The sequence below is a fragment of the Sagittula sp. P11 genome, assembly GCF_002814095.1.
Classification (GTDB): domain Bacteria; phylum Pseudomonadota; class Alphaproteobacteria; order Rhodobacterales; family Rhodobacteraceae; genus Sagittula.
The window spans coordinates 2,647,012-2,671,021 of record NZ_CP021913.1; the positions used below are offsets into that span (position 1 = coordinate 2,647,012).

Genomic DNA, 24,010 nt, shown 5'->3' on the forward strand with positions numbered 1-24,010 from the left:
ACGTCTTCGCTGGTCGCCTCGTGGAATACCTGTGTGAGGCTGTTCCCGCCTACCTGCCGCTCTTTCCGGCCCCCCAGCGCAAGGTGATCGTCCGCAACATCATCGCGCGTGCGCGCGCATCCAGTTTCGAATGGGAAAGCAGTATCGGCCTGCTGGGCGACCTTATGCTATCCGTCGCACCGAACCTGTGGTCCGACGCCCGGATCGGTCCGCTGCTGCATGCCGCGCGTGATTCCGATCTTCAGTTCCAACTCGCGACCTTGTCGCAGGACGACTGGGACCGGGCAGAGGCGCGGCGCAGCGACGTCCTCGCCTGGCTGCCTCCGGCGCTGGATGGGGCAGCGGGCTGGGCGCCTGCCGATGCGTGTCTGGACGTGATGCTCTGGGATTCCTCCAAGGATTGCCGCGTTGCCCTGCGTGGCGATGTCGCGCGGGCCATGTCGGATTTCGGGCTGGGCAACTCTCTCGATGCGTTCTGCGTCTGCGCAGGCTGGGTGCATCTTTACGGCCCCGACCGGATGGACGAGAGGCGCCATCCATGGCTGCGCGACATCCTGTCTCCGGCGATGGCCGGTCCGGTCCGGCTTGCGGCCCTGAGGGCGCGGGTCATGCTCGACCACGCGCGGCGGGTCTGACATGGGATTCTGGTCTGGCGTTCAATCGGGCTTTGTCGGCGCGGCCAAGGGCACTTGGGAGGGTGTGAAGGGCGCGGGCAGCTACGCATGGGATTTCGCCACCGACGGCGCGACTCGGGAAGCGGCATGGCAAGGCGCCGTGTCCGCCAGCCAGAGCGCCGGGCAATACGCGACCGACAGTTGGAACGACCCTTCGAAACCGTTCCGCGATCTGGGCAATGCCGCTTCGGACGCCTATGCGGCCGCAGACAACTTTGCCCGCACCGCCGATGCGGAACAATGGGGAGAGCTGGCGGGAGGCGGAGCCTTCACCGTCGCGACCCTGCCGGTGGGCGGGCTTGCGGCCAAGGGCGTGGCCCGCGGCGGTGCCGCACTGAACGCGGCCCGAGGCACAAGGGCCGTGAATGCCGCACGCCGGGCCGGCACGCTCGCCGACGACGCTCCGCCCTGTGCCACCTGCGCTGCACGGCGCGCACCGCCCAAGCGCGCCCCGCACCTGCGGAGCGACCTGTCCGACGAATGGTTCGATCCGGACACGGGCGAACTGCGCTGGCCGCCCAACGACGGTTTCGAGGGGACGCCCACCACGGAAACGCTGCAACCGGGCACGCGGATCGACCGTTTCAGCGGACGCACCGGCGAGGCGGATACCGGCAGTTTCCTGTCACCGGAAGGCGCCTCCTTCGAGTCGCGCGCGCTTCCCTACGAGCAATCCATGCAGCGCCACGCGGTTTACGAGGTAGTGGAGCCGTTCGAGGTGCAGTCCGGCAGCGCCGCGTCGTGGTTCGACCAGCCCGGCGGGGCGACGCAGTACAAGACCGGTGCCTCGGTCGGCGACCTGATCCGGCAGGGCAAGATCCGGCAAGTTCAGTGAGGACACAGAAAATGACAGTCGAGGAAATGAAGGCCTATCTCGCCGCCCATGGAGTCGAGGACGGCTCGGTCTACACGCATGGCGGCCTTGGCGCGGGAGAGATCGACGGGATCGAGTTCATCGACGGCGCCTGGCATACGTACTTCAGCGAACGCGGTTCCAAGAACAATTACCGCCGCTGGGACAGCGAGGCAGAGGCGGTGGCCTGGATGCTGCCCCGCGCCGAAGATCTCGCCCGGCTCTACCGCATCTGGAAAGACTGATGACCCTGTTCGAACTGCGCGAGATGCTGGAGCAGAACGGCGCGGTCTACGGGCGGCATTTCACATTCGGCGGGTTGGGCGACGGCGTGCCGGGGATCGAACTGCGCCGGGGCCGCTATTACACCTATCGTGCCGAACGGGACGGCGGTTTCCGCAAGACCGATTTCCGGTTGCAGCCCTCGGAAGACGAGGCCTGCGCCGTGCTGGAGCGTCAGGCGATCGAGTTGGCAGAAGCCGACGGCGCCTGGACGGGCTGAGACCGCCCGGCCTATTCCGTCCAGCGCACCTCGGTCAGGTCGGTGGCCTGTGTCGGGGCATTGGTCCAGATCCCCTCGAGCCGCGCATCCGCGATGGTCGGGAAGGCAAGCTGGAAGAGGTAGCCGTTCACGTAATCCCGCGCGATCATCTCCTGCGCCTGATGCAGTAGCTCGGTGCGGGCCTCGGGCTCGGACGTGGCGGTCAGCTTGTCCATCAGCGCCACGAACTCCGGCTTGCCGTACTGGAAGTAGTAGTCGGGCCGCGCGTAGATGCCGATGTCGAAGGGTTCGGTGTGGGACACGATGGTCAGCCCGAAGTCCTTGCCATTGAAGACCTGCTCCAGCCACTGAGCCCATTCGAGGTTGGTGATCTCGGTCTCGATCCCGACCTCGCGCAACTGGGCGGCAATGATCTCGCCGCCGCGGCGGGCGTAGGACGGCGGCGGCAGCTTCAGCGTTGTGGAGAATCCGTCGGCCAGCCCGGCCTCGGCCAGAAGCGCCTTCGACTTCTCGGGGTCGAAATCCGAAAGCGCGGTCAGGTCCTCGTAGTCGGGGTTGTGCGGGGCGAAATGCGTACCGATGGGCGTGCCCAGCCCGAACATCGCGCCGTCGATCACCGCCTGCCGGTCGATGGCATGAGCCACCGCCTCGCGCACGCGCACATCGTCGAAGGGCGCCACGGCATTGTTCATGGCAAGGATCGTCTCGCCCTCGGTCGAGCCCCTGAGCACCTTGAAGCGAGGGTCGGCCTCGAACTGTGGCAGGTTCTCCGGTGCGGGGTAGCCCGCGAAGGCGTCGATGTCCTGAGCCATCATCGCGGCGAAGGCCGCCGTCGGATCGGAAATGAACTTGAAGGTCGCCTGCGTCAGTGCCGGTGCGTCGCCCCAGTAGTCATCGTTGCGGACCAGCGTGATCGAGTCGCCCTGCCGCCAGTCCTCGAACCGGAAGGGCCCGGTGCCCACGGGACGCGCCTTGATGTCGTCAATCGATTCGGGCGCGACGATCACCGCATCGCCCCAGGCGAGGTTGAACAGAAGGTTGCCGTCCGGCTGCGACAGAGTGACCTTCACCGTCACAGGGTCAACGGCCTCGACCGAAGCGATGCCGGCGAAAAGCTGCTTCTGCGCATTGGTGGAGTCCTCTGCGCGAGCCCGGTCGAGGCTGAAGACCACGTCCTCCGCATCGAAGTCGGTCCCGTCATGGAACGTCGCCCTCTCGACCAGGTGAAAGGTGTAGGTCAGCCCGTCGTCGGAGATCTCCCATTCGCGGGCGAGGCCGGGGACAACCGCGCCGGTTTCCGTGAATTTCGTCAATCCTTCGAAGACGTTGGTATACAGCACGCTATCGATCGCCCCGGCGGCCGCGGAGGTCGGGTCGAGGTGCGGCGGCTCCAGTTGCAGGGCGATGGTGAGATCGGTCTGCTGGGCCTGCGCAAACGTGGCAGTACCGGCCAGCAGCGCGGCGAGGACAAGGCGTTTCATGCTGTCTCCCATGGGGCAAGTACGCTCTTGATGGAATTTTCCCCGTAAATCTTCAAGCACTGATGCCTAAATGATAAGTATGGGCGCGCCCTACGTGATAGGTAGCGCCGCAGCGCGGCATGTGATACGAGCGCGCAACTTTGTGACGGTATCGGCGGTGTTTGCGACATTTCCTGACCCAAGCGTCAGGCCATGAAGGAGGAGTGGACCATGAGCACGACGGGACACATGCGGGCCAGAACGCCCGAGGACATTCGCATGGCGAAAGGTGGTACGCCGCTGGTGAGCCTGACGGCCTATACCACGCCAATGGCACAGATGATGGACGAGCACGTGGATTTCGTGCTGGTCGGCGATTCCGTCGGCATGGTCCTGCACGGTCTGGAATCGACGCTCGGCGTGACCATGGAGATGATGATCCTGCACGGCCAGGCGGTGCGGCGCGGGTTGTCGAAAGCGATGATGGTCGTGGACATGCCCTTCGGATCCTACGAGGAATCGAAGGAACAGGCCTTCCGCAACGCCGCGCGCATCATGCGCGAGACGGGCGCCCCGGCGGTCAAGCTGGAAGGCGGCGTGGACATGGCCGAAACGATCTCTTTCCTGACCGCGCGCGGCATCCCGGTGATGGCGCACATCGGCCTGACGCCGCAGTCGATCCACACGCTGGGCGGCTACAAGGTGCAGGGCCGGGGTGCTGCGGCGGGCAAGCTGCTGGCGGACGCCCGGGCGGTCGAAAACGCCGGTGCGTTTGCCGTGGTGCTCGAAAAGGTGCCGCAGCGGCTGGCGGACGCGGTGACGGCGCAGGTCTCGATCCCCACCATCGGCATCGGCGCGTCGGCGGGATGCGACGGTCAGATCCTCGTGGTCGACGACATGCTGGGCCTTTTCACCGCCTTCAAGCCGAAGTTCGTGAAGCGTTACGCCACCCTTGGTGCCGACGGGTCCGAGGCGATTGCGGCCTACGCCGAGGACGTGCGCGCCCGTCGCTTTCCGGCGGCAGAGCACGTCTTTTCCGACGTGGAACCCGCGGCTTGAGCTTCATGGTCAACGGGCCGGAGATCGTCAGGGCGCGTGACGACCTGCGCGCGCGAGTTGACGCATGGCACGCGGACGGCGCTGTTGTCGGCGTCGTGCCGACCATGGGCGCGCTGCACGATGGCCACCTGTCGCTGGTCGAGGCGGCAAAGCGCGACTGCGACCGGGTGATCGTCACGCTTTTCGTGAACCCGAGGCAGTTCAACAGCGCCTCGGACCTTGCGACCTACCCGCGCACGGAAGAAAGCGACGCGGCGAAACTGGCACCGTTCGGCGTGGACGCCCTTTATGCCCCATCGGTAACCGAGATCTATCCGGCGGGGTTCTGCACGACGGTGTCGGTGGCCGGCCTGACGGACGTGCTGTGCGGCGCGCACCGGCCCGGACACTTCGACGGCGTCGCGACGGTGGTGACAAAGCTCTTCACGCAGACGAAGGCGGACCGCGCCTACTTCGGGCAGAAGGACTACCAGCAGTTGCAGGTCGTGCGCCGTATGGCGATGGACCTCGACCTCGAAGTGACAATCGTGGGTTGCCCGACGGTGCGGGAAACCGACGGGCTGGCGATGTCGTCGCGGAACCTGAAGCTGACGGACAAGGGGCGGGCAGCCGCACCTGCGCTGGCGCGGGAAATGCGGGCAATGGCCCTGCAACTGCGGCGCGGCGAACCGCTGGACGCGCTGCGGGGCGCGGCGGTGGAACGTCTGGAAGGCGCAGGGTTCGAAAAGGTGGAATACCTCGAACTGCGCGGCGCCGAGGACCTCGAACTGCTGGAGCGCGCAGTGGGACCCGCCCGGCTGTTTGCCGCCGCCTGGCTCGACGGGGTGCGGCTGATCGACAATATCGAGGTGTGACGGGCCGGGTGCGGACGCAGTTTGCCCGTGCCGGGCAAAGGCACCGCGCCCACCGTCCCGCAAGCCGCACCTGACCAACGTCAGGGCAGGCGGATGCGCGGCGCCTCTCCCAGCGGAATGATCCCCAGCGACACCTCTCCGCCGGAGAGTGTCAGAGGCAGGTCGATGGTGTCCTGCCGTCCGTTCAGTCCTGCTGCCAGCGTCAGGCCGCGGATCAGCGTCTCGACCAGCGACTCGGGCAGGTCGCCGCTGTCGCGCGCGCTGTCGAGCAGGCTGCGCCAGTTCTCCGCCCGGAGCGTCATCCTGCCGTCCGGCCGCCCGAGGCTGTCGATCTCGACCCGCCCGGCCAGCTGAAGATCGAGATCGTTCAGGCGGTACTCGGCCTTCGCGAGGTCGATGGATGCGGGTTGCGGGCGCGGCCCGGCCAACGACCCCAGCGTCCACGGGCGGTCGAAGACAAACCGCCCCTCGATGTCTAGGCCGTTGGATCGGCCGCGGCTCAGCGCGCCCTGCGGCGTGGCGACCGCGCCTGCCCCGAGGGCGAGCCTGTACCCGGTGTCCTGCCCCGCGATCCGGTGGAAGTTCGCCAGCACGGCCGCCAGCGCGATGTCGGCACCGTCGCGGGTGATGTTCAGCGTCTCCGCCTCGGCGTTGAGACGCAGGAGCGTGCCGTCAGCTTCCGTCACCAGCGACGCCCGCAGCCCGTCCGAGGTCACCTCGTGCGTGGTGTCGCCGCTGCCGAAAGTCTGCCGGTCCGGGAAGGCCACGATCACGTGGCCGGTCTTGTAGCTGAGCCCGAGGATCTGCAGGAACGGCGCCTCCCACGACAGGCCGCTTTCGGGGTCGGCGAGGCGTGGCTGCGTGATCGTCGCGTCGAGGCGGCTGGGGAAGCCGCGCACCCGAAGCGCGTCGTACTCCGCCACCCAGCCCTCGGCGCGGCGGGCGTCGAACCAGTCCCGTATCTCGCCGCGCAAGCCATGCGCCTGCACGCCCCAGTACGCGCCCCAAAGGACAGCCGCGCCGATCAGAACCAACAGGTAGCGTTTCACCGCGCCCCCCTTTTCATTGCCCGAGAGCCGTGTTTACAGAGACACCGTTTACAGGCTGTGACCTGTCGCGCAAAGGGCCGCGAACATCCGCGGCGGAAGGGAAGGACAATGACGCTCTGGGTCTTCGGCTATGCTTCGCTGCTCTGGAACCCCGGCTTCGAGGTCGCAGAGCAGGTTCAGGGCCGCCTGCACGGCTACGCCCGCAGCTTCTGCATGTACTCGATCCACCACCGCGGCACCGAGGAGAACCCCGGGCTGGTCCTCGCGCTCGACGCGCAGGAGGGCGCGTTTTGCGACGGCATGTGCCTGCGTGCGGCCCCTGGGACCGAAGAGGCGACGCTCGATTACCTGCGCGAACGCGAACTGATCTCCTCTGCCTACCTGGAAAAACGCCTGCCGGTGGCGCTGTCAGACGGACGCAGGGTCGAGGCGGTGTCCTACGTCATCGACCCGCACCACGTGCAGTACTGCCACCTGCCGCTCGAGGAGCAGGCCCGCATCATCGCGCGTGCCACAGGCGGGCGGGGGCCGAACACCGAATACCTTTACAACACCGCGCAGCATCTGGACGAAATCGGCGTGCCCGATGCCGACCTGCATTGGCTGACCGAGCAGGTGAAGGCGCTCACCGCGGGCTGATGCCGCGCAAGGGTGTGTCAGGATGCAACATTTTCCCGCTGTCGGGAGCGCAGCGGTATACCCCGCTTCATGACTTCTTGGCGAAACCTGCGTAAACCCTTAGGTATGAAGCAGTAACACAAGGTGACGACAGTCCAGATGGACATTTCCGACCGCGAGGCAGAGCCGCATTTCAGCCAGCCAATCCGCCAGGTGATCCTCATGCTGGCCGCACTCGGCTTGTCTGGCGTGGGCGCCGTCCTTGCCGCGCCGAGCGTGCTGCCGGTCTTCGAGTCGAACCCCTACCTGAACGGCTTCATCCTGATCGTCTTTGTCGTGGGTGTCTTCGCCTGCTTCTGGCAGGTCTGGAGCCTGATGGTCTCTGTCCGCTGGATCGAGGAATTCACCGCCTCCGGCACCACGGAAAGCCGTCCGCCGACCCTGCTGGCGCCGCTGGCCGCGCTGCTGGGCGGACGCCGCGACCGGCGGATGCAGATCAACACCACCTCGACACGGTCGATCCTCGACTCCGTCGCCACACGGATCGACGAACTGCGGGAGATCACCCGCTACATCGTCTCCCTGCTGATCTTCCTGGGCCTGCTTGGCACCTTCTACGGCCTGGCCACCACCGTTCCTGCGCTGGTCGATACCATCCGCAGCCTCGCCCCTCAGGAAGGGGAGGAGGGCGTCGCCGTCTTCTCTCGCCTGATGAGCGGCCTTGAATCGCAGCTGGGCGGCATGGGCGTGGCCTTTGCCTCCTCGCTTCTGGGCCTGGCCTGTTCGCTGATCGTGGGCCTGCTCGAACTCTTCGCCGGCCACGGTCAGAACCGCTTCTACCGCGAGCTGGAGGAATGGCTCTCCTCCATCACCAAACTTGGCTTCTCGTCCGACACCGAAGGCCCGGACCTTGGCGCCGCCGGGATCGTGCTGGACCGCATGGCCGAACAGATGGGCCAGTTGCAGGACCTCTTTGCGGAGTCCGAGCTGGGCCGGTCGGAGGTCGACACCCGGCTGTCGCAACTGGCGGATTCCATCGAACGCCTGACCGAACGGATCGAGGCGACAGCCCCCTCGGCCACCTCCCTCGCGCGTATCGCGGAAGGGCAGGAACTGCTGGCCGAGGCGATACGCGCAAAGGAAAGCAGCGAAGGTCTGGATGCCGAAAGCCGGATGCGGCTGCGGTCGATCGACGTGCAGATGCTGCGCATCCTCGAAGAAATCAGCGCCGGACGGCAGGAAAGCATGGCCGAACTGCGCACCGACATTGCGGCGCTCGGCCGTGCCATGGGAACATCGCGCAACACCCGGCCCCGGGGGGAATAGCCATGTCCCCGGCCCCTAGCAGGAGCGGATAGATGTCGCTGTCACGACGGACAGGCGCACGCTTTCAGGCGAACATCTGGCCCGGTTTCGTGGATGCCATGACCGGGCTCCTGCTGGTGCTGACCTTCGTCCTGTCGATCTTCATGGTCATCCAGTTCGTGCTGAACGAAACGATCAGCGGACAGGAAAGCGAACTCGACAACCTTTCCACCGAACTCTCCGCGCTGGCGCAGGCGCTCGGCGTCGCAGAACGCAGGAATGCCGAACTGACCAGCAACCTCGGGGACCTCGAGGCGACGCTGTCCAGCCGCGACACCCAGCTCGACGAGGCCCAGAGCATCATCAACGCGCTGACCGCAACGCGCGACCGTCAGGCGGAGCAGCTTGAGACCGCCTCCAGCCGTATTTCCGATTTCGAGGCGCAAGTCGCCGCGCTGATCCTCGAACGCGACAGCGCCCAGTCGCGCGTGATCGACCTGACCCAGGCGCGCGATGACCTGACGGCCGAGCGCAACGCCCTGACCGCCGCCCGCGATGCGCTGGTGGAGGAGCGGGATGCCCTGACGGCTGAACGGGACGCGCTGTCGGGCGAACGCGACGAACTGTCCGCTGCGCTTGGCTCCGCGCGCACGCAACTGGATGCCCAGCAGGAGGCCGCGGCCCTCGCCGCCCGCCGCCGCGAGGCACTCGAAGCGCTGATTGCCGACCTTCGGGCGAGGAATACCGAGGCAGAAGCCAAGGTGGGCAGTCTGACGGCGCAGGTCGGCGACCTTGAGCAGGCGCTGACGGAGGAAGAGGCCGAGAGACTGGCGGAGGCAGAGGCCGCCAAGGCCCTGCGCGCCCGGCTCGAGAACGCCGATGCAGAGCTGACCTCGATGACGCTGGCGCTGGAAAAGGCGCGGTCCGAGGCGGAAGAGACCCTGACCCTGCTGGCTGCCGCCCGTTCGGCAGAGGCCGACCTGAACGCCCGCCTTGCCGCCGCGCTGCTGGATGGCGAGGAATCGGCAAGCGCGCTTCAGACCCGGATCGAAGAGCTGGAGGCCCGGCTGGACGACGCCCGCAGCGCCGGAGAACAGACCGACGAGCGGCTGGCCCGGCTGCGCGACGACCTGATCTCGGAACAGGAGGCCCGCCGCGCGGCAGAGGAGAGCCTTGCCGAGGAACAGCGCCGCCGCAACGAGACGGAGCGCGACCTGGCCGGGCTGCAGGCCGATGCCGACACGCGCGCGACGCAGATGTCGGACCTGTCCGCGAAACTCGCTGCGGCGCTGGCCCGGCTTTCCGAAGCGGAAGCGCGGGAGGCCGAGATCGCCACGCTGCGCGACCGCAACGCGGCGCTTGTGTCCCAGCTGTCGGCCGCACAGGGGGCCGCCGCTGACCGTGCCGCCGAACGCGACGCGGCAGAGGCGCAGCGCGCCGAACTGGACCGCAGTCTTGAAGAGGTCCGGCGCGAGCTTGTGGCCGCGCATGACGACCTTGAACGCCTGCGGGCAGAGGCCGAGGGGCTGAACGCCCGCATCGCGGCCATGCAGTCGCAGGATACGACGCAGACGTCGCGGATCGAGGATCTGCGCGGGCGGGTCGCCCAGACGCAGGCACAACTGGACGCCGCGCTGCAACGCGTCGAAGACCGCGGAAGGCGGATCGAAGGGCTGGAAGCTGAGAACCGCAGCCTCGTCTCGCGCCTGGCGGAAGTCGGCGGCACGGCCGAGGAACGCGACGCGGAGGTCGAGTCGCTGCGCGCTAGCCGCACCCGGCTGGAGAACGATCTGCAGGTGGCGTTGGCGCGTGCCGAAGCGCGCGATCTGGAGATTTCCGAACTGCGCCAGTTGCTGGCAGAGGCCGAGGCCCGCGCCGCCCAGCAGGGTGACGATGCCCGCTCGCTCGAGGAAAAGCTGGCGGCGGCGCTTGCCGAACGGATTACGGCCCAGACCACCGCCGAGGATACCCGGGATCGCCTTGCCGCCGCGCTGGCCCGCCAACGCGAGGCTGAACAGGCGCTTGATACGCAGCTCGACGAGGCAGAGGAACGTCAGTTGCTGCTCAGCCAGGCCCGGGACGAACTGGCACAGACCCGCGAGCGCGCCAGCCAGTCGCAACTGAAGGTCGAGGCGCTGAACCGCAACGTCGCCGAGCTGCGCAAGCAACTGGGCGAACTGCAGGCGCTGCTGGATGATGCGAAGGCACGCGACGCGGCCTCGGAGGTACAGCTGCAGAACCTCGGGTCCGAGCTGAACGCGGCTCTGGCCCGTGTCGCGCAGGAAGAACGCCGGCGGCGGGTCCTGGAAGAGGAAGAGCGCAAACGGCTGGAGGCCGAGAAGAAGGATCTGGAGGCCTACCGCTCCGAGTTCTTCGGGCGCCTCCGCCAGGTCGTGGCTGACCGGGACGACATCCGAATCGAAGGCGACCGCTTCGTGTTCTCTTCGGAGGTTCTGTTCGAGCAGGGCTCTGCCGACCTGTCCCCGTTGGGCCGCCGCGAGATCGCCAAGGTGTCGAACATCCTGCGTACACTGGCGCGGGACATCCCCGAGGAGATCGACTGGATCATCCGGGTCGACGGCCACACCGACAACGTGCCTGTGCGCGGCAGCGCCGAGTTCGAGGACAACTGGGACCTGAGCCAGGCCCGTGCGCGCGCCGTGGTGAAGGACATGATCGACAACTACGGCATCCCGCCCAACCGCCTTGCCGCGAACGGGTTCGGGGAATACCAGCCGGTCAATCCCGCGGACACTGCCGAAGCCCGCGCACAGAACCGCCGGATCGAACTGAAACTGACCGAGAAGTAAGGCTCAGCGCACCGTCACATGGGCAAAGCGATGGGCGATGACCTTGCCTGCGCGGGTCAGCAGCGCCTCGCCGAGGTATTCGCCCGGCGGCCAGCCTTCGGGCGGGGCCTGTTTGCCGGCAGCGCGCATGATGCTGACCTGGGGCGCCTTCAGCACGCTCTCGCGGCGAAAGATCTCCGTGCCGTCTGGGCCCGTGGCGAAGAGCGTGAGAAGGTCGCCATGCTCTGGATGACCGGCGTGGGCGTAGACCACCAGAGGTGTGCCGGGTGTGCCTTGGGCCAGCCGGGCGCTGCCGTCGCGCACGGCGTCGAATTCCGGCACATGGTCGGAAAAGCCCGCCGTGATCAGCCCGGTCGTCGTGTAGGGCAGGTCGACGGCCCAGAGGCTGCCCTCCGCCGCGCCGCATGTGCCCGTCGCCTCCGGGCGGAAGGGGTCGATCACGGCGCCCGCGCGCAGGACCTGGAAATGCAGGTGGGGGTGGTTGGTCTGGCCTGACAGGCCGACCATGCCCAGGGCTGTGCCGGTCTCGACGCGGGTTCCTGGCTGGACACGCACGGAGCCTTCCCTGAGGTGGCAGTACATCGTCTGCAAGTCGTTGCCATGGTCCACCAGAACGGCGTTGCCGCAGGCATTCTGGGAGGTCACGCCGCGCATCAGCCGGTCGTCGGCCATGCCGTCGCGGACGCGCAGGACCGTGCCCGGCGCCGCGGCGCGCACCGTGACACCGCTGTCTATGGCGCCGAAGTCGAGCAGGGCGATATCGGTGCCCTTGTGCCCGTCACGGCTGTTGATGCCGCAGGCGTAGTCCTGCTGCCGGCCCTGTTCGGGGGCGTTGTCGACGTAGTCCTCGATGAAGCAGGTCGTGCCGATCTCGCAGTCGAGCGGCAGGGCGAACTGCGTCTCGGCGACTGAGGTCTGGGCGAAGGCGTGGCAGGCGAGGAAGATCAGGGAAAACAGGCGCATGTCGGTCCGGGCGGCGGGTCGGGCGCTCGTCGCCTTCGGCAACATCGCCCCGCCCGCCGTCCCGTAAGGCCGCTTGGCAGGCGCATGTGAAAAGGGCGCCCGAAGGCGCCCTCTTTGCGATCAGTCCGCGGTCAGCAGCGGCGGCTTCTTGGAGCCGAGGCGCGGCTTGTCCGGCCCGTCCAGTTTCAACACCAGTTCGCCGTCCTTTACCGACACCTTCACGATGCCGCCCTTGGTAAGCTTGCCGAACAGCAGCTCCTCGGCCAGCGGCTTCTTGATGTGCTCCTGGATGACGCGGCCCAGAGGACGCGCGCCCATCTTGTCGTCGTAGCCCTTGTCCGCCAGCCATTCGGCGGCGGGGCGGGTCAGCTCGATGGTCACGTTGCGATCCATGAGCTGCGCTTCGAGCTGCAGCACGAACTTCTCGACCACGGCGAGGATGGTTTCCTTCGGCAGCGGCGCGAAGCTGATGACCGCGTCCAGACGGTTGCGGAACTCCGGTGTGAAAGTCCGCTCGATCGCGGCGGTGTCCTCGCCCTCACGGCGGTCGCGACCGAAGCCGATGGCCGCCTTGGCCTGTTCCGCGGCGCCCGCGTTGGAGGTCATGATCAGGATCACGTTCCGGAAATCCACCGACCGGCCGTTGTGGTCGGTCAGCGTGCCGTGGTCCATCACCTGCAGCAGGATGTTGAACACATCCGGGTGCGCCTTCTCGATCTCGTCGAGCAGCAGCACGCAGTGCGGGTGCTGGTCCACGCCATCCGTCAGCTGGCCACCCTGATCGAAACCGACATAGCCCGGAGGCGCGCCGATCAGGCGGGAGACCGCGTGCTTCTCCATGTACTCCGACATGTCGAAGCGCAGCAGTTCGACACCCAGCGTGGACGCCAGTTGCTTCGCCACTTCGGTCTTGCCGACACCGGTCGGGCCCGCGAAGAGGTAGTTGCCGATCGGCTTCTCCGGTTCGCGCAGACCCGCCCGGGCCAGCTTGATCGCGGAGGACAGGGCGGCAATCGCCGCATCCTGACCGAAGACGACCCGCTTCAGCGTCGCTTCGAGATCCTTCAGCACCTCTGCGTCGTCCTTCGACACGTTCTTGGGCGGGATGCGGGCGATCTTCGCCACGACTTCCTCGATCTCCTTGGTGCCGATGGACTTCCGGCGCTTCGACGCTGCCACGAGGTGCTGGGCCGCGCCCGCTTCGTCGATCACGTCGATGGCCTTGTCCGGCAGCTTGCGGTCGTTGATATAGCGCGCCGAAAGCTCGACGGCGGTCTTGATCGCGTCGCCGGTGTACCTGATGGCATGGTGCTCCTCGAAGTAGGGCTTCAGGCCCTTGAGGATCTTGATGGTGTCTTCGACCGAAGGTTCGTTCACGTCGATCTTCTGGAACCGGCGCGACAGGGCGCGGTCCTTTTCGAAGTGCTGGCGGAACTCCTTGTAGGTGGTCGACCCCATGGTGCGCAGCTTGCCGCCCTGAAGCGCGGGCTTTAGCAGGTTCGATGCGTCCATGGCGCCGCCGGACGTTGCGCCGGCGCCGATCACGGTGTGGATCTCGTCGATGAAGAGCACGGCGTCGGGGTGATCCTCCAGTTCCTGGACAACCGCCTTCAGCCGCTCCTCGAAGTCGCCGCGGTAACGGGTACCCGCCAGAAGAGCGCCCATGTCGAGCGAGTAGATCGTGGCCTCGGACAGGACCTCCGGCACTTCACCCGCGACGATCTTGCGGGCGAGACCCTCGGCGATGGCGGTCTTGCCGACGCCCGGGTCGCCCACCAGAAGCGGGTTGTTCTTGCGGCGGCGGCACAGCACCTGGATGCAGCGCTCCACCTCCTGATCGCGTCCGATCAGCGGGTCGATGTCACCGATCTCCGCCTTGGCGTTCAGGTCGACGCAGTACTTGCCGAGCGCCGACTCCTTGTCGTTGGCGGGTGCCGCGCTTTCGGTCTGGGCGGCCTCTTCCTCTGCCTCGGTTGCGCCCTGCACGGGACGCGATTCGCCGTAGGCGGGGTTCTTGGCGACGCCATGCGCGATGAAGTTCACCGCGTCGTAGCGCGTCATGTCCTGCTCCTGCAGGAAATAGGCGGCATTCGACTCACGCTCCGCGAAGATCGCGACCAGCACGTTGGCGCCCGTCACCTCCGTCCGGCCGGACGACTGGACGTGGATCGCGGCGCGCTGGATGACGCGCTGGAAGGCGGCCGTGGGAACGGCCTCCGACCCCTCGATGTCGGTCACGAGGTTGGAAAGATCGTCGTCGATGAACTCCACCAAGGTGGTGCGCAACTCCTCCGTATCGACGGAGCAGGCTTTCATCACCCGCGATGCGTCAGGTTCGTCGATCAGCGCCAGCAGCAGATGCTCCAGCGTGGCGAATTCGTGGCTTCGCGAGTTCGCCAGCGCCAGCGCGGAGTGTATGGCCTGCTCAAGGGTGTTCGAGAATGAAGGCACTTGGTGCTCCTCTTGTCTGCGCTGTCCGTACTCGGGTCCAGCATTGCCCCGTTAAGTTAAAGTTTGGTCGATTAGTGACTGTCTTCAAGTTTTTTCTTTTCACGCATCTGTCACATGGCACGCTTGACAACAGGTCTGCCGAACCCTTCATCGTCGCGAACCCGGTTAACGGGTGTGGGTCCGCGAAAATCGCGTCAGAACTTGTCCTTGCGTGCGCGGATCTCGGTGAAGACCTCCAGGTCGGAGGCGTCCTCCATGCCGAGTGCCTTCTTGACCGACGCCTGGCCGGCCCGCAGGAACGGGTTTGTCTGGAGTTCAACATAAAGCGGCACCTGAGCGGTTGGCTGTCCCCGACCGCGGGCCACGGTGATCATCTGTGCTCGTGATATAAGTCCCGGGTTGTCCGGTTCAATGGTCTTGGCGAAGGCGGCGTTGCTCTCGCCGTACTCGTGGCCGGAACAGACGATGGTCTGCGGGTCGAGCGCGGCAAGCGTCGAGAGACTGTCCCACATCATCTCGGGCGTGCCTTCGAAGATCCGTCCGCAGCCCATGACCATGAGGCTGTCGGCGCTGAACAGGCACTTTGCCTCCGGGTAGTGGTAGGCCACGTGTCCCAGCGTATGGCCGGGAACCGGGATCACCTCGCACAGTCCGTCGTCGGTGCCGCCGGAAAACCCCGGTTCCAGCGCCATGTCGAGCTCGGGGAGCTTGTCCTTTTCTGCCGCGGGGCCCATGACCTTGCAGCCGTATTTCTCGCGCAACTCGTCCACGCCGCCGACATGGTCGTGGTGGTGGTGCGTGATCATGATGACGTCGGGCTTCCAGCCGCGATGCTCCAGGACATTGATCAGCGGCTTGGCTTCGGGCGCGTCGATCAGCGCGATCCCGTCCGGACCCTTGACGATGTAGGCGTAATTGTCCTTCAGGCAGGGGACGGTCACAATGTCCAGTGGCATGGCGTTTCCTTGAATGCTTTGTAAGATGCCCTCAGAGTGACCTATCCGGCCCGACTTCTCAACTGGAGACACCATGCACCTGGACGTGCAGGCGTTGCGCGATTTCTACTACCGAAGTGCGCTGGGGCGCGCGGCGCAGAAGATCCTGCGGGCGGAAGTGCTGCGTGGCTGGTCCCCCGAGGACGTGCACGGCCAGACGGTCGCGGGCTACGGTTTTGCCGTGCCGATGCTGCGCCCCTACCTGAAGGAGGCGCGCCGGGTCGTGGCCCTGATGCCCGCACCACAGGGCGTGATGCCCTGGCCTGCCGGTCTGCCCAACGTGTCTGTGCTGTCGGAAGAGGTGTCCTGGCCGCTGGAGACGGGGCATGTGGACCGCCTGATCCTGATGCACGGGCTAGAGACATCGGAACGGCCGTCCGACCTGCTGGACGAGGCGTACCGCGTGCTCGGCCCCGGCGGACGCGCCCTGTTCATCCTGCCCAACCGCTCCGGTCTCTGGGCGCGGGCGGACTGGACGCCGTTCGGTTACGGGCGGCCCTATTCCATCGGCCAGCTCGAAACGCAGCTCAAGCGGCACGACTTCGTTCCCGAGCGGCATGTCTCCGTGCTGTACCAGCCGCCGTCGGCGCGCCGCTTCTGGATGAAGACCGGCCCGTTCTGGGAGCGGCTGGGGAGGCTGATCCCGTTCACCGCCGGGGGCGTCATGATCGTCGAAGCCTCCAAGCGGCACCCGCCGACGCGCGCCGGACTTGGGCAGAAGAAGCGGGTGCCGAACCCGCTGGAGGTCCTTTCGCCGAAGCCGGGCAAGGTCGCCGGGCCGGTCTGAGGTTTGAGTGTCCTGACCGGGGAAAGGGCGGTCGGGCCGGGGTGGGCTGTGCTCGACAGGAGCGGCGTCAGATACCGGAAAGTCTCATGATCGGGTGTGCGTGATACCCAAAACGCATTCGGCGTGCGACTGATTGCGTAAACATCGGTCACCGAGAAACAGGGTTCGCAACGGCACCTGTCCCGTGCCAAGCTGTTGCCAGTGCCGGGAATCGTCGCCAAATGCACGAAAAAGTGCGCTTTTCCTGCACGAAGTTTGGGCACGAAAGGTCGCACTTCGGGCAACCGACTGAAAAGTATGGGTTTAGCGCCCACGTTAAATCTCTCTAAGGATGTTGCGAGGTGGGGGAGGCTCTGCTACATCCGCCGCGATTTACTTGCCTTGACGAAAAATCAGGGTTCCAGGAGCCTCCGGACGCCCCGCCAGACGGCGGGCGCGTGACGGGGGCCGAAAATCGGAAGGGTGGACGTGTCTGACAGCTCGATTTCCTCCGGCATCGCCGAGCGCTATGCCACCGCCGTCTTCGAGATCGTGAAGGAGAACAACAATCTCCCGCGTCTCGAAGAGAACCTCAACGACCTGACCGCTGCGCTGAACGACAGCGCCGACCTGCGTGAACTGCTGGTCAATCCGGTATATTCGCGCCAAGAGCAGGAGAATGCGATTTCTGCCGTGGCCGAAGCCATGGGCATGATCCCGGCGATGAAGAACGTATTGGGCCTGATGGCCCGGAAACGCCGCCTGTTCGTCGTGCCCGCCATGATCAGGCGCCTGCGCGAGATGATCGCGGAGCACAAAGGCGAAGTCACCGCAGAGGTGACCTCTGCCGTGGCGCTGACCGACGAGCAGTCCGCAAACCTCGCCGCCACGCTGAAGGAAAAGGTCGGCAAGGACGTCAAGATCAGTACCACCGTGGATGAAAGCCTCATCGGCGGTCTTATCGTCAAGGTGGGCTCGAAGATGATCGACACCTCGATCCGCTCGAAGCTCAACTCCCTCCAGAATGCAATGAAAGAGGTCGGATAAATGGGTATCCAAGCAGCAGAGATTTCTGCGATCCTGAAGGACCAGATCAAGAACTTCGGCCAGGATGCCGAAGTTGCCGAAGTGGGTCGCGTGCTGAGCGTTGGGGACGGTATCGCCCGTGTCCACGGCCTCGACAACGTGCAGGCCGGCGAGATGGTCGAGTTCCCGGGTGGCATCATGGGCATGGCCCTGAACCTCGAAACCGACAACGTCGGTATCGTGATCTTCGGCTCCGACCGGGACATCAAGGAAGGCGACACCGTCAAGCGCACGAACTCCATCGTGGACGTTCCTGCTGGTGAAGGCCTGCTGGGCCGCGTTGTCGACGGCCTCGGCAACCCGCTCGACGGCAAGGGCGCCGTCCAGTTCGAAGAGCGTCGCATCGCCGACGTGAAGGCGCCGGGCATCATCCCGCGCAAATCCGTGCACGAGCCCATGGCGACCGGCCTGAAGGCCGTCGACGCCATGATCCCGATCGGCCGCGGCCAGCGCGAGCTGATCATCGGCGACCGTCAGACCGGCAAGACCGCCGTGGCACTGGACGCCATCCTGAACCAGAAGTCGTACAACGACGCGGCCAAGGACGACTCCGACAAGCTGTACTGCATCTACGTCGCCATCGGTCAGAAGCGCTCCACCGTGGCGCAGCTGGTGAAGAAGCTCGAGGAAACCGGCGCGATCGACTACACGATCGTCGTGGCCGCAACCGCGTCCGACCCGGCGCCGATGCAGTTCCTCGCACCGTACTCCGCCACCGCGATGGCCGAGTACTTCCGCGACAACGGCAAGCACGCACTCATTATCTACGATGACCTGTCCAAGCAGGCCGTGTCCTACCGCCAGATGTCCCTGCTGCTGCGCCGCCCTCCGGGTCGCGAAGCTTACCCGGGCGACGTTTTCTACCTCCACTCGCGCCTGCTGGAGCGTTCGGCAAAGCTGAACGAGGACAACGGTGCCGGCTCGCTGACCGCGCTGCCGATCATCGAAACTCAGGGCGGCGACGTGTCGGCCTTCATTCCGACCAACGTGATCTCGATCACCGACGGCCAGATCTTCCTCGAGACCGAACTGTTCTACCAGGGCATCCGCCCGGCCGTGAACACCGGTCTGTCGGTTTCGCGTGTGGGCTCCTCCGCGCAGACCAACTCGATGAAGTCCGTCGCGGGCCCGATCAAGCTGTCGCTTGCGCAGTACCGTGAAATGGCCGCCTTCGCCCAGTTCGGTTCCGACCTCGACGCCGCGACCCAGCGCCTGCTGAACCGTGGTGCGCGTCTGACCGAGCTGATGAAGCAACCGCAATACTCGCCGCTGACCAACGCCGAAATCGTCGTCGTCATCTGCGCCGGTACGCTGGGCTACCTCGACAAGGTTGCCGTGTCCGACGTGGGCCGCTTCGAGAAGGGTCTGCTGCAGCACGTCCGGGGCAAGCACTCCGACCTGCTGGACTGGATCACCAACGAAGATCCGAAGATCAAGGGTGACGCAGAAGCCAGAATCAAGGCGGTTCTCGACGAATACGCAGCGGACTTCTCGTAAGAGGATCATCCGATGCCCAATCTCAAGGATCTCAAAAACAGGATCGCGTCGGTCAAATCGACCCGCAAGATCACCAAGGCCATGCAGATGGTCGCGGCAGCAAAACTGCGCCGCGCCCAGGAAGCGGCCGAGGCGGCCCGCCCCTACGCGGAACGCTTCAACGCGGTGATGGCGTCGCTGGCCGCTTCGGTCGGAGACAGTGACAGCGCTCCCCGCCTTCTGGCGGGGACCGGCAAGGACGACGTACATCTGCTGGTGGTCATGACCGCCGAACGCGGGCTGTGCGGCGGCTTCAACACCAACATCGTCAAGCTGGCGAAGGCACGGATTGCCGAGCTGCGTGGCAAGGGAAAAACGGTCAAGATCCTGACCGTCGGCAAGAAGGGCCGGGAACAGCTGAAGCGTGACTACGCTGATCTGTTCGTCGGTCATGTCGACCTCTCCCAGGTCAAGCGTCTCGGCTACGGCAACGCGCAGGACATCGCGCGCGACGTGCTTGGCCGCTTCGACAATGGTGAGTTCGACGTGGCGACGATCTTCTACGCCAAGTTCAACTCTGTGATCTCCCAGGACCCCACGGCCCTGCAGATCATCCCGGCCTCCTACGAGACCGTGGAAGAGGAGCAGAACGACGCGACGACGCTCTACGATTACGAGCCGGATGAAGAATCGATCCTCGCAGACCTGCTGCCGCGTGGCGTGGCAACGCAGATCTTCGCTGCCCTGCTGGAAAACGGTGCCTCCGAACAGGGTGCCCGTATGTCGGCCATGGACAACGCGACCCGCAACGCGGGCGAGATGATCGACAAGCTGACGATCGAGTACAACCGCTCGCGTCAGGCCGTCATCACCAACGAGCTTATCGAAATTATTTCGGGCGCCGAGGCGCTCTGAGGAACCCGGAGAGAAACCAATGACAGCACAAGGCAAGATCACCCAGGTGATTGGCGCCGTGGTCGACGTCCAGTTCGAAGACCACCTGCCGGCAATTCTGAACGCGCTGAACACCGAGAACAACGGCAAGAAGCTGGTCCTCGAAGTGGCTCAGCACCTCGGCGAAAACACCGTCCGCACCATCGCCATGGACGCGACCGAAGGTCTGGTCCGCGGTCAGGAAGTGTCCGACACCGGCGCACCGATCTCCGTGCCGGTCGGCAACGCGACGCTGGGCCGTATCCTCAACGTCGTCGGCGAGCCGGTGGACGAAGGCGCACCGATCGAAGCGGACGAATACCGCCCGATCCACGCCGCAGCCCCGGCCTTCTCCGAGCAGTCGACTGAATCGGAAATCCTCGTGACCGGGATCAAGGTCATCGACCTGCTGGCACCCTACTCCAAGGGCGGCAAGATCGGCCTCTTCGGCGGCGCCGGCGTGGGCAAGACCGTTCTCATCATGGAACTCATCAACAACATCGCAAAGGTGCACTCGGGCTTCTCCGTGTTCGCCGGTGTTGGCGAGCGGACCCGTGAGGGCAACGACCTCTACCACGAGATGATCGAATCCAACGTCATCAAGCCGGACAACCTCGCGGAAAGCCAAGTGGCGCTTGTGTACGGCCAGATGAACGAGCCTCCGGGTGCGCGTGCCCGTGTCGCCCTTACCGGCCTGACCCTGGCCGAGCAGTTCCGCGACCAGTCCGGGACCGACGTTCTGTTCTTCGTGGACAACATCTTCCGCTTCACGCAGGCCGGTTCCGAGGTGTCCGCACTTCTGGGCCGTATCCCCTCCGCCGTGGGTTACCAGCCGACGCTGGCCACCGACATGGGCCAGATGCAGGAACGCATCACCTCGACCAAGGCCGGCTCGATCACCTCGATCCAGGCCGTCTACGTTCCCGCCGACGACCTTACCGACCCGGCTCCGGCAACCACCTTCGCCCACCTCGACGCAACCACGGTTCTGTCGCGCGCGATCTCCGAGCTGGGCATTTACCCGGCCGTGGACCCGCTCGACTCCACCTCGCGTCTGATGGATCCGGGCATCGTGGGTGAAGAGCACTACCAGGTCGCCCGTGACGTCCAGGGTATCCTGCAGCGCTACAAGTCGCTCCAGGACATCATCGCCATCCTCGGGATGGACGAACTGTCGGAAGAGGACAAGCTGACCGTGGCCCGCGCCCGGAAGATCCAGCGCTTCCTCTCCCAGCCGTTCGACGTGGCGAAGGTCTTCACCGGCTCCGACGGTGTGCAGGTTCCGCTGGAAGACACCATCTCGTCCTTCAAGGCGGTTGTCGCCGGCGAATACGACCACCTGCCGGAATCGGCGTTCTACATGGTGGGCGGCATCGACGAAGTGAAGGCGAAAGCCGAGAAGCTGGCCGCAGAGGCTGCCTAAATCGGACCCTGTCGGGGGGCCGCTGCTGGCCCCCTGATGAGACAAGGAGTTTCACATGGCAGACACGATGCAATTCGACCTGGTGTCGCCGGAGCGCAAGCTCCTGTCGGCAGAGGTCACCTCGGTGCAGATCCCGGGTGCGGACGGCGACATGACCGCCATGCCGAACCACGCGCCGACCATCACGACGCTGCGTCCGGGCCTCCTGACGGTGGAAACCACCGGCGGCACTGAAGTCTTCGTCGTGACCGGCGGTTTCGCCGAGATCGGTGAAAGCGTGTCGGTTCTGGCGGAGAAGGCTCTGCCGAAGGCCGACATGGATCAGGCGACCTACGAGGCGCTGGTGAAGGAGGCCCACGAGGCCTACCAGCAGACCAAGGAAGCCTACAAGAACGAGCCGGGCCCGGTCGACGAGGCAGCCAAGCTGCTGCAGGACATGGTGGCCGTTGGCGGTCACATCGGGCTCGACCCGCTGCAGCCGTCGCTCTGACGCCGACCTTCCAAGGTACGCACGACATTCGGAGAACCCCGCCTGCTCAGGCGGGGTTTTTCTTTTCCCGCGTTACGCCGGTGTCGGGTAGGGTTGGACAAAGGGGGCGGCGTGCGGGGCAGGGCGCCACTTTGCCGGTCGTTCCACAAGCCGCTGAAACCCCCGCCACACGGATTGAACACGGCGCCTTCTGCGCCTACCTTCCGCCGCGTATCGTTTCCTGCCGGGCCTCGTCATGCAGACCAATCGCGGAGCCCTGTGGTTCATCCTCGCGACACTCCTTCTCGATGCCATAGGCATCGGGCTGATCTTCCCGATCATGCCCGACCTGATGGAGCGCGTGGGTGCCGGGGACACGGCGACGGGGGCCTTCTGGGGCGGGGTGCTGATGGCGGCCTACGCAGGCGCACAGTTCCTCTGCGGACCGGCAATCGGCGGCATCTCCGACGCACTCGGCCGCAAGCCGGTGCTGCTGGTGACGCTGGCCGCTCTGGCGGTCGACTATCTCATCATGGCGCTGGCAACCGGGTTCTGGGTCCTGCTGGTGGGCCGGGTTCTGGCCGGTGTCGCGGGCGCCACCTACATCACGGCCACCGCGTACCTCGCCGATATCTCGAAGCCCGAGGACAGGGCCGCGAACTTCGGCCTGATCGGCGCGGCCTTCGGCGTCGGTTTCGTGATCGGCCCGGCGCTTGGCGGGCTGCTGGCGGGCATCCACGTCACAGCACCGTTCTGGGCGGCGGGCGCGCTGGCGGCGGCCAACTTCGTCTTCGGCCTGTTCGTCCTGCCCGAAAGCCTCGCCCCGGAGAAACGCCGCCGCTTCGACAGGCGTGACCTCAACCCGTTCGGCAGCATCCTCGCCGCCGCCCGCCTGCCGGGGCTGGGTCTGCCGCTGGCCGGGCTCTTCGTGTTCGAGTTCTCCAACATGGTCTACCCGGTGCTATGGGCCTTCTGGCTGCGCGAAGCCTTTGGCTGGTCGTCCGTGCTGATCGGAGCCTCGCTGGCCTGCTATGGCATCGGCGTGGCGCTGACGCAGGGGGCCCTGATGCGGCTGCTGATCCCGCGCATCGGGACGTGGCACACACTGATGCTGGCCGTGGTGGCCGGCATCGTCGCCTCGCTGGCCTATGGCGTGGCGTCCGCCGCATGGGTGGTCTGGGTCTTCCTGCCCTTCGCCTGCCTGTCGGACATGGCCCCGCCCAACGCGACCGGGATCGCCACGAACCTTGTGGGCGATGACCGGCTGGGCCTGTTGCAGGGGGTCATCGGATCGCTCGGCGCTGTCGCCGCGATCACCGCGCCGCTGATCGTGACGCCACTGTTCCGGATCTTCGCCGCGCCCGACGCGCCACTGTACCTGCCCGGGGCGCCCTTCCTCATGACCGCTGCCCTTCTGGTCATCAGCGGCGCCATATTCTGGCCGATGCGCAGGCAAGCCACCGCCACAGCGTGATCGCACGCTTGCCCTTGGCCCGGCTCTGAGACAAAAGCGGCGCATACCCTCACCTTCTGCCGAAAGCCTGTCGCCATGATCTTCGACTGGAGCTCCATTCTGCGCGAGTTCATCACTCTCTTCGTCGTCGTCGATCCGATCGGGACGTTGCCGGTGTTCTACTTCGCCACCGCCCGCGTGCCGCATGCCCTGCACTGGAAATTCGCCCTGCGCGCCGTGCTGGTGGCATGGGTGGTGTTGATGGCGTTCCTTGTCGCCGGACAATGGCTACTTGAAGGGCTGGGTCTGCGGTTCGGGTCGTTCCAGATCGCAGGCGGGATCATCCTCTTCCTGTTCGCCCTCACGATGATCTTCGGCGAATCGAAACCGGAGCACGAGATCGAGGAGGCGACGCGTGAGCACCTCTCCGGCGCCGTCTTCCCGCTGGCGATGCCCTCCATCGCCTCGCCGGGCGCGATGCTGGCCATCGTTGTGCTGACAGACAACCACGCGCATTCAGTGCCGGATCAGTTGATGACGGCAGGTCTGCTGACAATCGTCCTGATCCTGACACTGCTGCTGTTGCTCCTCGGGTCGCAGCTCAAGCGGATACTCGGCTCGACCGGGGCCAGCGTCGTCAGCCGGGTCATGGGGATCATCCTCGCCACTGTGGCGGTCGATGCCGTGCTGGGCGGCCTGGATGCGGTCGGCGTGATGCAGGTGGAAAGCGCGCCCGGCGGTTTGTCGATTTCCGAGTGACACCGCGCGCCGATTGCCTGTAAGACCTGCCCGAAAGCAGACAACCTGCGGT

Annotated in this window: 22 protein-coding genes; 17 read left to right on the forward strand and 5 right to left on the reverse strand. The window is 65.9% G+C overall.

Going from position 1 to position 24,010, the window contains the following annotated elements; genetic code table 11:
* Positions 1 to 20: 20 nt before the first annotated feature.
* Genes CDO87_RS12765 through CDO87_RS12780 form a run of 4 tightly spaced genes read left to right on the forward strand, consistent with a single transcriptional unit; the run spans position 21 to position 2,029 of the window.
* On the forward strand, positions 21 to 635 hold the full coding sequence (locus CDO87_RS12765) for a hypothetical protein (RefSeq protein ID WP_157814986.1): 615 nt from the start codon (positions 21 to 23) through the stop codon (positions 633 to 635).
* 1 nt (position 636) lies between these two features.
* A complete protein-coding gene (locus CDO87_RS12770) occupies positions 637 to 1,509 on the forward strand; it encodes a TNT domain-containing protein (protein ID WP_100929129.1) in 873 nt (290 codons plus the stop codon).
* A gap of 11 nt (positions 1,510 to 1,520) precedes the next feature.
* Positions 1,521 to 1,772 (forward strand): hypothetical protein, encoded by a 252-nt coding sequence (locus tag CDO87_RS12775; protein ID WP_100929130.1) that lies wholly within the window; start codon positions 1,521 to 1,523, stop codon positions 1,770 to 1,772.
* The gene (locus CDO87_RS12780; RefSeq protein ID WP_100929131.1) at positions 1,772 to 2,029 is read left to right on the forward strand and encodes a hypothetical protein; all 258 of its coding nucleotides are present in this window, start codon (positions 1,772 to 1,774) and stop codon (positions 2,027 to 2,029) included. Before CDO87_RS12775 ends, CDO87_RS12780 begins: the two co-directional genes overlap by 1 nt.
* A gap of 11 nt (positions 2,030 to 2,040) precedes the next feature.
* Here the strand turns inward: CDO87_RS12780 and CDO87_RS12785 are convergent, their stop codons facing one another.
* Positions 2,041 to 3,510, reverse strand: a complete 1,470-nt coding sequence (locus CDO87_RS12785) for an ABC transporter substrate-binding protein (RefSeq protein ID WP_198521711.1) — start codon at positions 3,508 to 3,510, stop codon at positions 2,041 to 2,043.
* A 210-nt stretch (positions 3,511 to 3,720) separates the two neighbouring features.
* Between CDO87_RS12785 and panB the strand changes: the two genes are divergently transcribed.
* Both panB and panC read left to right on the forward strand, forming a co-directional pair.
* The gene (gene panB / locus CDO87_RS12790) at positions 3,721 to 4,548 is read left to right on the forward strand and encodes a 3-methyl-2-oxobutanoate hydroxymethyltransferase (RefSeq protein ID WP_100929133.1); all 828 of its coding nucleotides are present in this window, start codon (positions 3,721 to 3,723) and stop codon (positions 4,546 to 4,548) included.
* Between the two features lie 5 nt (positions 4,549 to 4,553).
* A complete protein-coding gene (gene panC / locus CDO87_RS12795; protein WP_100930951.1) occupies positions 4,554 to 5,402 on the forward strand; it encodes a pantoate--beta-alanine ligase in 849 nt (282 codons plus the stop codon).
* Positions 5,403 to 5,482: 80 nt separating this feature from the next.
* Here the strand turns inward: panC and CDO87_RS12800 are convergent, their stop codons facing one another.
* Positions 5,483 to 6,451, reverse strand: coding sequence for a DUF2125 domain-containing protein (locus CDO87_RS12800; protein ID WP_100929134.1), 969 nt, complete (start codon positions 6,449 to 6,451; stop codon positions 5,483 to 5,485).
* A 108-nt stretch (positions 6,452 to 6,559) separates the two neighbouring features.
* Here CDO87_RS12800 and CDO87_RS12805 point away from each other — a divergent pair, with 108 nt between their 5' ends.
* The 3 genes from CDO87_RS12805 to CDO87_RS12815 all read left to right on the forward strand — a co-directional run bounded on the left by CDO87_RS12805 (position 6,560) and on the right by CDO87_RS12815 (position 11,184).
* Positions 6,560 to 7,090, forward strand: a complete 531-nt coding sequence (locus CDO87_RS12805; protein WP_100929135.1) for a gamma-glutamylcyclotransferase — start codon at positions 6,560 to 6,562, stop codon at positions 7,088 to 7,090.
* A 138-nt stretch (positions 7,091 to 7,228) separates the two neighbouring features.
* Positions 7,229 to 8,395, forward strand: coding sequence for a biopolymer transporter ExbB (locus tag CDO87_RS12810; protein ID WP_100929136.1), 1,167 nt, complete (start codon positions 7,229 to 7,231; stop codon positions 8,393 to 8,395).
* Positions 8,396 to 8,427: 32 nt separating this feature from the next.
* Positions 8,428 to 11,184 (forward strand): peptidoglycan -binding protein, encoded by a 2,757-nt coding sequence (locus CDO87_RS12815; protein ID WP_100929137.1) that lies wholly within the window; start codon positions 8,428 to 8,430, stop codon positions 11,182 to 11,184.
* A 3-nt stretch (positions 11,185 to 11,187) separates the two neighbouring features.
* Here CDO87_RS12815 and CDO87_RS12820 read toward each other — a convergent pair whose 3' ends face one another.
* The 3 genes from CDO87_RS12820 to gloB form a co-directional block, all read right to left on the reverse strand.
* Positions 11,188 to 12,147, reverse strand: a complete 960-nt coding sequence (locus CDO87_RS12820; RefSeq protein WP_100929138.1) for a M23 family metallopeptidase — start codon at positions 12,145 to 12,147, stop codon at positions 11,188 to 11,190.
* A gap of 120 nt (positions 12,148 to 12,267) precedes the next feature.
* A complete protein-coding gene (gene clpA / locus CDO87_RS12825; protein WP_100929139.1) occupies positions 12,268 to 14,598 on the reverse strand; it encodes an ATP-dependent Clp protease ATP-binding subunit ClpA in 2,331 nt (776 codons plus the stop codon).
* A gap of 194 nt (positions 14,599 to 14,792) precedes the next feature.
* Entirely contained in the window at positions 14,793 to 15,554 is a 762-nt protein-coding gene (gene gloB / locus CDO87_RS12830) for a hydroxyacylglutathione hydrolase (RefSeq protein WP_100929140.1), read from the reverse strand.
* Between the two features lie 73 nt (positions 15,555 to 15,627).
* On the opposite strand from gloB, the gene CDO87_RS12835 reads away from it, so the two are divergent.
* The 8 genes from CDO87_RS12835 to CDO87_RS12870 all read left to right on the forward strand — a co-directional run bounded on the left by CDO87_RS12835 (position 15,628) and on the right by CDO87_RS12870 (position 23,958).
* Positions 15,628 to 16,380, forward strand: coding sequence for a methyltransferase domain-containing protein (locus CDO87_RS12835; protein WP_100929141.1), 753 nt, complete (start codon positions 15,628 to 15,630; stop codon positions 16,378 to 16,380).
* A gap of 462 nt (positions 16,381 to 16,842) precedes the next feature.
* Positions 16,843 to 17,406, forward strand: a complete 564-nt coding sequence (locus CDO87_RS12840) for a F0F1 ATP synthase subunit delta (protein WP_100929142.1) — start codon at positions 16,843 to 16,845, stop codon at positions 17,404 to 17,406.
* Complete coding sequence (atpA, locus tag CDO87_RS12845; RefSeq protein ID WP_100929143.1) at positions 17,407 to 18,942, forward strand: F0F1 ATP synthase subunit alpha; 1,536 nt, start codon at positions 17,407 to 17,409, stop codon at positions 18,940 to 18,942.
* A gap of 12 nt (positions 18,943 to 18,954) precedes the next feature.
* Positions 18,955 to 19,836, forward strand: a complete 882-nt coding sequence (locus CDO87_RS12850) for a F0F1 ATP synthase subunit gamma (RefSeq protein ID WP_100929144.1) — start codon at positions 18,955 to 18,957, stop codon at positions 19,834 to 19,836.
* A gap of 19 nt (positions 19,837 to 19,855) precedes the next feature.
* Positions 19,856 to 21,277 (forward strand): F0F1 ATP synthase subunit beta, encoded by a 1,422-nt coding sequence (atpD, locus tag CDO87_RS12855; protein ID WP_100929145.1) that lies wholly within the window; start codon positions 19,856 to 19,858, stop codon positions 21,275 to 21,277.
* A gap of 55 nt (positions 21,278 to 21,332) precedes the next feature.
* Positions 21,333 to 21,767: a F0F1 ATP synthase subunit epsilon gene (locus tag CDO87_RS12860; RefSeq protein WP_100929146.1), complete on the forward strand. Its 435-nt coding sequence runs from the start codon at positions 21,333 to 21,335 to the stop codon at positions 21,765 to 21,767.
* Positions 21,768 to 22,002: 235 nt separating this feature from the next.
* Entirely contained in the window at positions 22,003 to 23,220 is a 1,218-nt protein-coding gene (locus tag CDO87_RS12865; RefSeq protein ID WP_100929147.1) for an MFS transporter, read from the forward strand.
* A gap of 75 nt (positions 23,221 to 23,295) precedes the next feature.
* Entirely contained in the window at positions 23,296 to 23,958 is a 663-nt protein-coding gene (locus CDO87_RS12870) for a MarC family protein (protein WP_198521713.1), read from the forward strand.
* Positions 23,959 to 24,010 lie beyond the last annotated feature (52 nt).

Coding starts and splice junctions, on each gene's coding strand:
- CDO87_RS12865 (WP_100929147.1), top strand. CDS start 22,003: ATGCAGACCAATCGCGGAGCCCTGTGGTTCATCCTCGCGACACTCCTT.
- panC (WP_100930951.1), top strand. CDS start 4,554: ATGGTCAACGGGCCGGAGATCGTCAGGGCGCGTGACGACCTGCGCGCG.
- CDO87_RS12785 (WP_198521711.1), bottom strand. CDS start 3,510: ATGAAACGCCTTGTCCTCGCCGCGCTGCTGGCCGGTACTGCCACGTTT.
- CDO87_RS12780 (WP_100929131.1), top strand. CDS start 1,772: ATGACCCTGTTCGAACTGCGCGAGATGCTGGAGCAGAACGGCGCGGTC.
- CDO87_RS12820 (WP_100929138.1), bottom strand. CDS start 12,147: ATGCGCCTGTTTTCCCTGATCTTCCTCGCCTGCCACGCCTTCGCCCAG.
- CDO87_RS12850 (WP_100929144.1), top strand. CDS start 18,955: ATGCCCAATCTCAAGGATCTCAAAAACAGGATCGCGTCGGTCAAATCG.
- atpD (WP_100929145.1), top strand. CDS start 19,856: ATGACAGCACAAGGCAAGATCACCCAGGTGATTGGCGCCGTGGTCGAC.
- gloB (WP_100929140.1), bottom strand. CDS start 15,554: ATGCCACTGGACATTGTGACCGTCCCCTGCCTGAAGGACAATTACGCC.
- atpA (WP_100929143.1), top strand. CDS start 17,407: ATGGGTATCCAAGCAGCAGAGATTTCTGCGATCCTGAAGGACCAGATC.
- CDO87_RS12860 (WP_100929146.1), top strand. CDS start 21,333: ATGGCAGACACGATGCAATTCGACCTGGTGTCGCCGGAGCGCAAGCTC.
- CDO87_RS12870 (WP_198521713.1), top strand. CDS start 23,296: ATGATCTTCGACTGGAGCTCCATTCTGCGCGAGTTCATCACTCTCTTC.
- CDO87_RS12770 (WP_100929129.1), top strand. CDS start 637: ATGGGATTCTGGTCTGGCGTTCAATCGGGCTTTGTCGGCGCGGCCAAG.
- CDO87_RS12805 (WP_100929135.1), top strand. CDS start 6,560: ATGACGCTCTGGGTCTTCGGCTATGCTTCGCTGCTCTGGAACCCCGGC.
- CDO87_RS12815 (WP_100929137.1), top strand. CDS start 8,428: ATGTCGCTGTCACGACGGACAGGCGCACGCTTTCAGGCGAACATCTGG.
- CDO87_RS12835 (WP_100929141.1), top strand. CDS start 15,628: ATGCACCTGGACGTGCAGGCGTTGCGCGATTTCTACTACCGAAGTGCG.
- CDO87_RS12810 (WP_100929136.1), top strand. CDS start 7,229: ATGGACATTTCCGACCGCGAGGCAGAGCCGCATTTCAGCCAGCCAATC.
- panB (WP_100929133.1), top strand. CDS start 3,721: ATGAGCACGACGGGACACATGCGGGCCAGAACGCCCGAGGACATTCGC.
- CDO87_RS12775 (WP_100929130.1), top strand. CDS start 1,521: ATGACAGTCGAGGAAATGAAGGCCTATCTCGCCGCCCATGGAGTCGAG.